3 protein-coding genes are annotated in these 10213 nt (G+C 75.5%); all 3 read right to left on the bottom strand.

Annotation, left to right across the window (positions count from 1 at the left end):
* On the bottom strand, window positions 1–2849 hold a 2849-nt coding region (locus K7854_RS36840), incomplete at its 3' end, for a type I polyketide synthase (RefSeq protein ID WP_226030914.1).
* A 24-nt stretch (window positions 2850–2873) separates the two neighbouring features.
* Window positions 2874–7673: a type I polyketide synthase gene (locus tag K7854_RS36835; RefSeq protein ID WP_226030915.1), complete on the bottom strand. Its 4800-nt coding sequence runs from the start codon at window positions 7671–7673 to the stop codon at window positions 2874–2876.
* 37 nt (window positions 7674–7710) lie between these two features.
* A partial coding sequence (locus tag K7854_RS36830) for a SpnB-like Rossmann fold domain-containing protein (RefSeq protein WP_226030913.1) occupies window positions 7711–10213 on the bottom strand: 2503 nt, incomplete at its 5' end.

Here is a 10213-nt window from a genome sequence, read left to right as displayed (position 1 = left end):
CGTCTCCCGGCCCCCGCCCGGGCCGCCCCCCCCCCGCCGGTCCCGGCGAGGGTCGCGCCCGCGCCGGGCGGGGCGTGCGCCGCCGGTTCCAGGCCCGCCGCGGCCACGTCGGCGACGCCGGTGCCCGCGGTCAGCCAGTGCCGTTCCCGCTGGAAGGGATAGGTGGGCAGGTCCACCGGCCGGGCCGGGAACCCGGCGAACCACTCCTGCCAGCGGACCGGTGCGCCGAGCACCCAGGCCTCGGCGAGGGAGGTGGCGAGCCGCCGTGCGCCGCCGTCGTCGCGGCGCAGGGTGCCTACGGTGCCCGCGGAGCCGTCGGGTCCGATGATGTCGTCCAGGCCGACGAGCAGCCCGGGGTGCGGGCTCGCCTCGACGAACAGGTCGAGGCCTTCGGCCAGCAGCAGCCGGGCGGTCTCCTCGAAGCGGACGGTGCGGCGCAGGTTGCGGTACCAGTACCCGGCGTCCAGCTCCCGGGTGTCCAGCAGGGTGCCCGTCACCGTCGAGTAGAACGGCACCGTCGACTCCCGCGGGCGCACCTCGGCCAGGTCGGCCAGCAGCTGCTCCTCGATCTCCTCGACGAACACCGAGTGCGAGGCGTAGTCCACGGGGATGCGGCGGAACCGCACGTCCCGGGCGGCGAGCCGCTCGCCCAGTTCGTCCAGCTCCGGGCCCGGGCCGCACACGACCACCGAGCGCGGGCCGTTGACGGCGGCCAGTTGCAGCCCCCCGGGCCGTTCGCCGAGCAGGGCGTCGGCCTCGTCGCCGGACAGCGCCACCGACATCATGCCGCCCTTGCCCGCCAGGTTCCGGCGGATCAGACGGCTGCGCAGCGCGACCACGCGGGCGCCGTCGCGCAGCGACAGGCCGCCGGCCACGCAGGCGGCCGCGATCTCCCCCTGCGAGTGGCCGACGACGGCGGACGGTTCGACGCCGAACGAGCGCCACAGCTCCGCCAGGGAGACCATGACGGCCCACAGCGCGGGCTGGACGACGTCCACGTCCTCCAGCGACGGGGCACCCGGATCGCCGCGCAGCACGGCGGCCAGGTCCCACTCCACGAACGCGGACAGCGCCTCGGCGCACTCGTCGAGCCGTCGCGCGAAAACCGGTGACGTGTCGCGCAGTTCGACCGCCATGCCGGTCCACTGCGAGCCCTGGCCGGGGAAGACGAAGACGGTACGGCGCTTGGGCGCGGCCGTGCCGTTCACCGCGTGGAAGGCCGGGTCGTCGGCGCCCTCGGGAAGCGTGCCCTCCCCGATGAGCACCGTCCGGTGCGGGAACGCCGTCCGGGTGGTGACCAGGGCGTGCGCGACGTCGGCGGGTTCCCGGCCGACCAGGCCGCCGTCGGCCAGGTGCCCGGCCAGCCGGGCGGCCTGGTCGAGGGCGGCCTGCCGGGTCCGGCCGGTGAAGACGAAGGGCAGTACGGCCGGCGCGGGTGCGGTCCGTTCCGGCTCGGGCTCGGGCTCCGGTGCCTGTTCGAGGATGACGTGGGCGTTGGTGCCGCTGAGCCCGAAGGCCGACACCGCGGCCCGGCGCGGGCGTCCGGCCTCCGGCCACCGCACGGTCTCGGTGAGCAGCCGGACGTCGCCGGAGTCCCAGTCGACGTGCCGGGAGGGCCGGTCCACGTGCAGGGTGGGCGGCAGGACGGCGTTGCGCAGCGCCATCACCATCTTGATGACACCGCCCACCCCGGCCGCGGCCTGCGCGTGCCCGATGTTCGACTTCAGCGAACCCAGCCACAGCGGCCGGTCCGCGGGCCGCTCCTGACCGTAGGTCGCCAGCAGCGCCTGCGCCTCGATCGGGTCGCCCAGCGTGGTGCCGGTGCCGTGTCCCTCCACCGCGTCGACACCGTCCGCGGGGATCCCCGCGTTGGCCAGGGCCTGCCGGATGACCCGCTGCTGGGCCGGACCGCTGGGCGCGGTCAGCCCGTTGGAGGCACCGTCCTGGTTGACGGCGGAGCCCTTGACGACCGCCAGCACCTGGTGCCCGTTGCGCCGCGCGTCCGACAGCCGCTCCAGCAGCAGCATGCCGACGCCCTCGGCCCATCCGGTGCCGTCCGCGCCGTCCGCGTACGCCTTGCAGCGGCCGTCGGCCGCCAGGCCCCGCTGCCGGCTGAACGCGACGAACGGCTCGGGGCTGGACATCACCATCACGCCGCCCGCCAGCGCCAGGGTGCAGTCGCCCTGCCGCAGCGCCTGCACCGCCAGGTGCAGTGAGACCAGCGAAGAGGAACAGGCGGTGTCGACGGTCACCGCGGGGCCTTCGAGGCCCAGCGTGTAGGAGATGCGGCCCGAGATCACCGAGGCGGCCTGCGCGGTGGCGATGTGCGCGCCGGTGTCCTCCGGCAGTGTCGCCAGGTGGTCGCCGTAGTCGCGGATGCCGGAACCGGCGAAGACCCCGACCGGTGCGCCGCGCAGGGTCCGCGGATCGAGTCCGGCGCGCTCCAGCGTCTCCCAGGCGACCTCCAGCAGCAGCCGCTGCTGCGGATCGGTCGCCACCGCCTCCCGGGGGCTCATCTCGAAGAACCCGGCGTCGAATTCGGCGACCGAGTCGAGGAAGCCGCCCTCCCGGACGTAGCTGGTCCCGGGCCGGTCGGGGTCGGGGTCGTAGAGGCCCTCGACGTCCCAGCCGCGGTCGGTGGGGAAGGGACGCATCGCGTCGCGCCCGTCGGCCACCATGCGCCACAGCTCCTCCGGGCTGGTCACCCCGCCCGGGAAGCGGCAGCCCATCCCGACGACGGCGATGGGTTCCGCGGCCTGTTCGGTGACCTGCCGCAGGCGGAGCCGGGTCTCCTGCAGGTCGGCGGTGACCCGCTTGAGGTAGTCGAGGATCTTGGCGTCGTCTGCCATCTCAGTCCTTATGTCGAACGCCCGTCAGACGAGCCCGAGTTCCTTGTCGATGAAGTCGAGGACCTCTTCCGCGGAGGCCCCTTCGAGCCGGGTGCCGGCGTCGTGCTCGGTGCCCTCCAGCCGGGCGAGCAGGGCCCGCAGCCGTGCCGTGATACGGGAGCGGTCGTCCGACGGCAGGCCGGGGACGGTCTGTTCGAGCCGGTCGATGTCGGCGAGGGCGGGCAGCACGCCGGCGGCCGAGTCGGCCCCCAGCAGCTCGGACCGCAGGAAGGCGGCGACCGCCTCCGGGCTCGCGTGGTCGAACACGAGGGTGGCCGGCAGCTTCCGGCCGGTCGCCGCACTCAGGCGCCGCTGCAGGTCCACGGCCGAGACCGAGTCGAAGCCGAGGTCGTTGAAGGCGCGGGCGGTCTCCAGTTCCGCGGCGTCGGGGTAGCCGAGCAGCGCCGCCACCTGGCCGCGCACCAGGTCGAGCAGCAGGTCATGCTGCTCGTCCGGCGACGCCGCGGCAAGCCGGGCGGGCAGGTCGGAGTCCGCCGCGGCGGTCGCCGGGCCCTCGGGCTCGGACAGGACGGCGCGAACCTCGGGCAGGGCGTCGAGCAGGGGCCGCGGCCGGGCGAGGGTGTAGGTGGGCGCGAACGCCGCCCAGTCGAAGTCCACGATCACCGGATGGCTCTCCGGTCCGGCCAGCTCCCGGCCGACCGCCCGCACCGCGAGGGCGGGGTCGAGCGGCGGGGTGCCGATGCGCCGCAGCCGTTCGGCCAGCCGGTCGTCGACCATGCCGCCGTCCCAGGGCCCCCAGGCGAACGAGGTCGCCGCCAGGCCGCGCGCCCGCCGGGCGTGGGCGAGGCCGTCCAGCCATGCGTTGGCCGAGGCGTAGCCGGCCTGTCCCGCACTGCCCCACACCGCCGAGCCGGAGGAGAACAGCACGAAGGCCTCCAGCGGGCGGTCGCCCGGCCGGTCGTCCAGCAGTTCGTCGAGGTGCCGGGCGCCGAGCACCTTGGCGCGCGCCACCTCGGCGAGGTCCGCGACGGCCGTCTCGTCCGGCGCCGTGACGGGCTGTGACACGCCCGCGGTGTGGAAGACCGCGGTGAGCGGCGCGTCGTGGCGCGCGGGAAGCTCCGCAAGCAGTTGTTCCACCTCGTCCCGGTCGGCGATGTCGCAGGCGACGAACGTGACGGCCGCCCCGGCGGCGGTCAGCTCGGCCTCCAGCGCGGCGGCCCCGGCGGCGGCCGCCCCCCGGCGGCTGGCCAGGACCAGGTGGTCGGCCCCCTCGCGGGCCAGGGTCCGGGCCAGCCGGGCGCCGAGCCCGCCGGTGCCGCCGGTGACCAGGACGGTGCCGTGCGGACGCCACGGCTCGGCGGGCCCGGCCCCCGGCTCGTCCCGGCCGCGTACCATCCGCCGGCCGAAGGCACCGTTGCCCCGGATCGCGACCTGCTCCTCGGCCGCCCCGGCGATCACGTCACACATCCGCAGCAGGGCCGTACGGTCCGGCTCGGCCGGCAGGTCGACCAGACCGCCCCAGGTCTGCGGCAGATCCAGGCTCAGACCGGTGCCCAGGCCCCACAGCGCGCTCTGCGCCACGCTGGTCACCTCGGCATGTCCGTCCACGGCGACGGCACCGGAGGTGACGCACCACAACGGGGCGGCGCAGCCGGCGTCGCCGAGCGCCTGGACGAGCACGAGCGTGCCGCCGCAGCCCCGGGTCAGCTCGGGGTGGAGCGGATGCGGCCGGTCGTCGAGCCCGGCCAGGGACAGCACCCCGGCCGCGGTCGCGTGGGCGCGCAGCCGTTCGGTGAGGGCCGCGCGGTCGTCGTCGGCGGCGAGTTCGAGGACCACGGGGTCCGCGCCCCGCTCGCGCAGCGCTGCCGCCACGGCTTCGGTGTCCCCGCCCTCCGGGGCGACGACCAGCCAGGTCCCGTCGAGCCCGGTCCCGGCCCCGGGCGGCTCCGGCAGCGGCTGCCAGGCCACCCGGTAGCGCCACGTGTCGAGGGTCGCACCGGCCCGCCGCTCGCTGCGCCACCCCGCCAGTGCGGGCCGTACGCGGTCGAGCTCGTCCTCGTCCACGCCGAGCTGCCGAGCGAGTTCGGCCGCGGGCGCCTGCTCGACCAGTCCCCACAGCTCGGAGTCGACCGACGCCGGGTCCGTGGGCGTCGTGGTGGCGGGCGGCTCGTCGTTCCAGAACCGGCGCCGCTGGAAGGCGTAGACGGGGAGGTCCACGGTGCGGGCGTCGCTCCCGGCGAAGTACGCGGCCCAGTCGACGGCGACGCCCTCGACGTGGACGCGGCCCAGCGCATCGACGAGACACCGGGTCTCCGGCCGGTCCCCGCGCAGTGCGGGCACGGCGGCGGTCTCCCCGGTCAGCCCCGAGAGCACCGCGTCGGCGCCGATCTCGACACAGAGGGTCACGCCCTGCGCGGCCAGCTCGGCCACGGCGTCGGCGAACCGGACGGCTTCACGGACCTGACGCACCCAGTGGGCGGGACCGGCCAGGTCGACGTCCGGCCCGACCGTCGAGACGATCGGCAACCTGGGTGCCGCGTACGTGAGTTCACGGGCGACCGCCTCGAAGTCGGCCAGCATCGGCTCCATCAGCGGGGAGTGGAAGGCGTGCGAGACCCGCAGACGGCGAGTACGACGGTCGGCGAAACGCTCCGCCACCGCCAGGACGGCCTTCTCCTCACCCGACAGCACCACCGAGCCCGGCGCGTTGACCGCCGCCAACGACACCCCATCGCCCAGGTGCGGTGCGACCTCGTCTTCGGTGGCCTCCACCGCGACCATCGCACCGCCCTCGGGCAGTGCGTCCATCAACCGGCCTCGTGCCGCCACCAGACGCGCCGCGTCTTCGAGCGACCAGACCCCGGCGACATAGGCCGCCGTCAGCTCACCGATCGAGTGACCCACGAGTACGTCCGGGGTGACACCCCACGACTCCCACAGGCGGAACAGGGCGCTCTCGAACGCGAACAGTGCGGCCTGGGTGAACACCGTCCGCTCCAGCAGCCCCTCGTCCTCGCCCCACACCACCTCCCGCAGCGGACGCTCCAAGTGCCGGTCGAGTTCCGCCACGGCCGCGTCGAACGCCTCCGCGAACACCGGGAAGGACGCATACAACTCCCGGCCCATCCCCAGCCGCTGCGCACCCTGACCCGAGAACAGGAAGGCGACGACGGCGTCGGAGCGCGCGGTCCCCGACATCACCGTGGCGGTCGCCGTTCCGTCGGCCAATGCCCGCAGGCCGCGCATCAGTTCGTCCCGGTCGGTGCCGTGGACGACGGCACGGTGTTCCAGCGCGGCACGGGTCGTCGCCAGGGACAGACCGACGTCCGCGGGCGCGGTCTCCGCTCCCTGCGCGGTGAGGAAGGCCGCCAGACGCGCGGCCTGGGTCCGCAGCGCCGCCTCTCCACGGCCCGACACCGTCCAGGGCACGACGGCCGGGCCGGTACCGGTGCGGGCGGTCTGCTCGGGTGCGGACGGGGCCTCCTCCAGGATCACGTGCGCGTTGGTTCCGCTCAGCCCGAACGACGACACCCCGGCCCGGCGAGGACGGCCCTCGGCGGTCCACTCCCGTGCCTCGGTCAGCAGCCGGATCCCGCCGCCCGACCAGTCGACGTTGGGCGTCGGCTCGTCGACGTGCAGGGTCTTGGGCAGGGTCCGGGCGCGCATCGCCATCACGGTCTTGATGACACCGCTGACACCGGAGGCGGCCTGGGCGTGCCCGATGTTCGACTTGACCGAACCCAGCCACAGCGGGCGGTCGGCGGGGCGGTCCTTGCCGTAGGTCGCCAGCAGGGCCTGGGCCTCGATGGGGTCGCCGAGGGTGGTGCCGGTGCCGTGCCCCTCGACGGCGTCGACGTCCCGCGGGTCGAGCTGGGCGTCGGCGAGAGCCTGCCTGATCACCCGCTGCTGGGCGGGCCCGTTGGGGGCGGTCAGCCCGTTGGAGGCGCCGTCCTGGTTGACGGCCGAGCCACGCACCACGGCGAGGATTCGGCGGCCGCCGCGCCGGGCGTCCGACAGCCGTTCCAAGACCAGCAGACCGGCGCCCTCGCCCCAGCCGGTGCCGTCGGCCGCCGCGGCGAAGGACTTGCACCGCCCGTCGGGGGCCAGGCCGCGGTCCTGGCTGAAGCCGATGAAGGCGTCCGGTGTCGCCATGACGGTGACACCGCCGGCCAGCGCGAGGTCGCAGTCGCCAGCCCGCAGTGCCTGTGCGGCGAGGTGCAGCGACACCAGCGACGAGGAGCACGCGGTGTCCACGGTGACGGCGGGGCCCTCCAGGCCGAGCGTGTAGGCGATGCGGCCGGACGCGACGCTCGCCAGCGAGCCCGTGCCGCCGCCTCCGGGATAGTCGTGGTAGACGACGCCCGCGTACACCCCGGTCCGGGTGCCCTTGAGGGAGAGGGGGTCGATCCGCGCGCGTTCCAGGGCCTCCCAGGCGAGTTCCAGGAGCAGCCGCTGCTGCGGGTCGGTGTCCCGGGCCTCGCGCGGGCTGATCCGGAAGAAGTCGGCGTCGAAGTCGCCCGCCCCGTGCAGGAACCCGCCCTCGCGGGTGTAGCTGCGGCCGGGGGCGCCGGGTTCGGGGTCGTAGATCTCGGCGACCGGCCAGCCGCGGTTCTCCGGGAAGAAGCTGATCCCGTCGTCGCCGGCCGCCACCAGCTCCCACAGGTCCTCGGGAGAGCCGACCTCGCCGGGGAAGCGGCAGCTCATCGCGGTGATCGCAACGGGTTCGTGGCGCCGGTCCTCCAGCTCGCGCACCCGCTGCTTGGACTGCTGCAGGTCAGCGGTGGCGCGCTTGAGGTAGTCGCGGAGTCGGTCCTCGGTGGCCATCGTCACCTCACGGGGTTCGGTCGCGGGCATGGATCGCTCAGTCACCGAGCGCGTTGTCGAGCAGGCGGAACAGTTCGTCGTCGGAGGCGTCCGCGTAGTCGGTCCGGTCGGCGGGCGGCGCGGCGTCGGGATCGCCCGCGTCGCGCCAGCCCCGCAGCAGGGCCTCCAGCCTGGCGGTGACCGCCGTCCGTTCCTCGTGGCCGGCGGCGAGTCCGGACAGCGCCTCGGCGAGCCGGTCGAGTTCGGCGAGCACCGGCCGGACCGCTCCGTCGTCGTCCGACGTCAGGACGCCGTCCAAGTAGGCGGCGGCAGCACGGGAGGTCGGGTGGTCGAAGACCAGGGTGGCGGGCAACTGGACGCCGCTGACCGCGCCGAGCCGCCTGCGGAACTCGACCGCCGCCAGCGAGTCGAACCCGAGTTCCTGGAAGGCGCGGTCGGCGTCGACGGCCTGTCCGGAGGCGTGGCCGAGCACGGCGGCGGCCTCGCCCCGCACCACGTCCAGCAGCAGTCGGCCGCGTTCCTCGGCGGACCGTCCGGCCAGCCGGGCGGCCAGCGCGACACCGTCGGACCTGTTCTCCAGGGCCGGGACCAGTCGGCGCAGCAGGGCGGGCGCAGCACTGCCCTGGGCCCGCACGGCCTCCGGGTCGATCCGCAGCAGGGCCAGCGAGCCCTCGGAGCCGCCGAGGGCCCGGTCGAAGAGCCGCAGTCCCTCCTCGGCCGACAGCGCCGGCACGCCGAGACGGGCCATCCGGTCCGCGTGGGCGGGATCGGCGTCGGCCGCCCAGGGCCCGTAGGCGAGGCAGAGTCCGGGCAGTCCCTCGGCGGCCCGGTTCGCCACCAGGGCGTCGAGGGCCCCGGCGACGGCGGCGGTCACGGCGAGTCCCGCGCCGTGCAGCAGCCCGGCGGAGGAGGTCAGTACGACGAAGGCGTCCACGTCGCGGGCACGGGTGAGCCGGTCCAGCTCCCGGACCTCGTCGAGGGGCGCGAGCGGGTGCCGCCCCGGTTCGACCGCGGCGACCGGCCCGTCGCCCCGGTGCGGAACGACATGGACGACGGCCGTCAGATCCTCGCACCCGGCCACCAGGTCGGCGACGTTCTCCGGGGTGGCGAAGACCGGCGTGACACCGTGGGCCTCGGCGAGGTGCCCGGCCAACAGCTCGCCGACGGCACGCTCACCGGTGAGCAGGACGGTACCGCCCTTCCGCAGCGGGGACGCGGCGGTGGCTGCGGCCGGCACCCGGGCGAGCCCGGGCCGGTGGACCTCACCGGCCCGTACGGCGGACTCGGACTGCTCCGCGGGCACCAGCGCTTCGGCGTCCTCGTCGAGGTCCACGAGCGCGAACCGGCCGGGGTGCTCGGCTTCGGCCGCCCTGATCAGCCCCCAGACTCCGGCCTGCCCCGGGTCCACGCGCTCGGCGTCGACCCGTACGGCGTTCCGGGTGGCGAACATCAACCTGCTCCCGGCGCACCGGGGGTCCGCCAGCCAGCGCCGGACCAGCGCGAGCGTCGTCCGCGTCGCCTCGTCCGCGTCCGTCTCGGGGCACCGGTACAGCACCAGCGGGGGCACGGGCACGTCCAGGGCGTCCAGGTCGCCCTCGGGTCCGAGTACGACCGGGGCGACCAGCGCGGCGCCGGGTTCGGCGCGCCATTCGACCCGCAGCAGGGCGTCCGGCGCGAGGGCGGTGGCGTAGGCCGTCGCCGACACCGGCCGCAGACCCAGTTCGGCGACCGTCAGCACGGGACGGCCCGACGGGTCCGTCGCCGTGACGGCGGGAGTACGGCCCCCACCGTCACCGGTGCCGGGACGCACCCGGAACCTGACCTCCCGTCCGGCCGGGCCGTGCACCGTCAGGCCGCCCCAGGTGACGGGCTGCACGTTGTCCGTACGGTCGAGACCCGCCAGCCGCGTCGCCACGGCGAGCAGCGCCGGGTGCATCCCGTACCCGTCGGGCTCCCCGTACTCCTCGGGCAGTACGACCTCGGCGTACAGCTCCTCGCCGGACCGCCAGGCCGTCCGCACTCCGGGGACGTCGGCGACCTGGACCTCACGTGCGCCGACCGGCGGCCAGGCGAACGGCTCCGGCGCCACCACGACCGCGTCGAGGTCGCCGGCCGCGTGCTGGAGCCAGCCGCGGTCCTCGGTCCACGAATGGACGGCGATGCTTCGGCGGCCCGCGTCGTCCGGGGAGCCGACGGTGAGCTGGAGCCGGACCGCCTCGCCCTCCGGCACGAGCAGCGGCGCGGACAGTTCCAGCCCCGCCACGCGGACGCAGCCCGTCTCCGCTGCCGCGTAGGCGGCCAGTTCGGCGAATCCGGCGGGCGGGAAGAGGGCGGCCCCCAGCACCTGGTGGTCGGCCAGCCACGGCTGGGCGGCCGTCGACAGACGCCCGGTGAGCACGGCACCGTCCGTCTCCGCCAGCGGCACGGCGGCGCCGAGCAGCGGGTGCTCCACCGCATCCAGTCCCAGCGCGGCGGCGTCGCCGTGATCGGGCTCCTGGACGAACCAGTAGTGCCGGCGCTGGAAGGCGTAGGTGGGCAGG

Origin of the sequence: Streptomyces hyderabadensis, from assembly GCF_020404845.1 — a bacterium.
Taxonomy (GTDB): domain Bacteria; phylum Actinomycetota; class Actinomycetes; order Streptomycetales; family Streptomycetaceae; genus Streptomyces; species Streptomyces hyderabadensis.
The sequence above is the reverse complement of the archived record's forward strand: the minus strand, read 5'-3'. Positions and strand labels throughout refer to the sequence as shown.

What these genes read in the sequence shown, in the direction of transcription:
- K7854_RS36835 (WP_226030915.1), bottom strand. Translation starts at nt 7,673, where the DNA reads ATGGCCACCGAGGACCGACTCCGCGACTACCTCAAGCGCGCCACCGCT.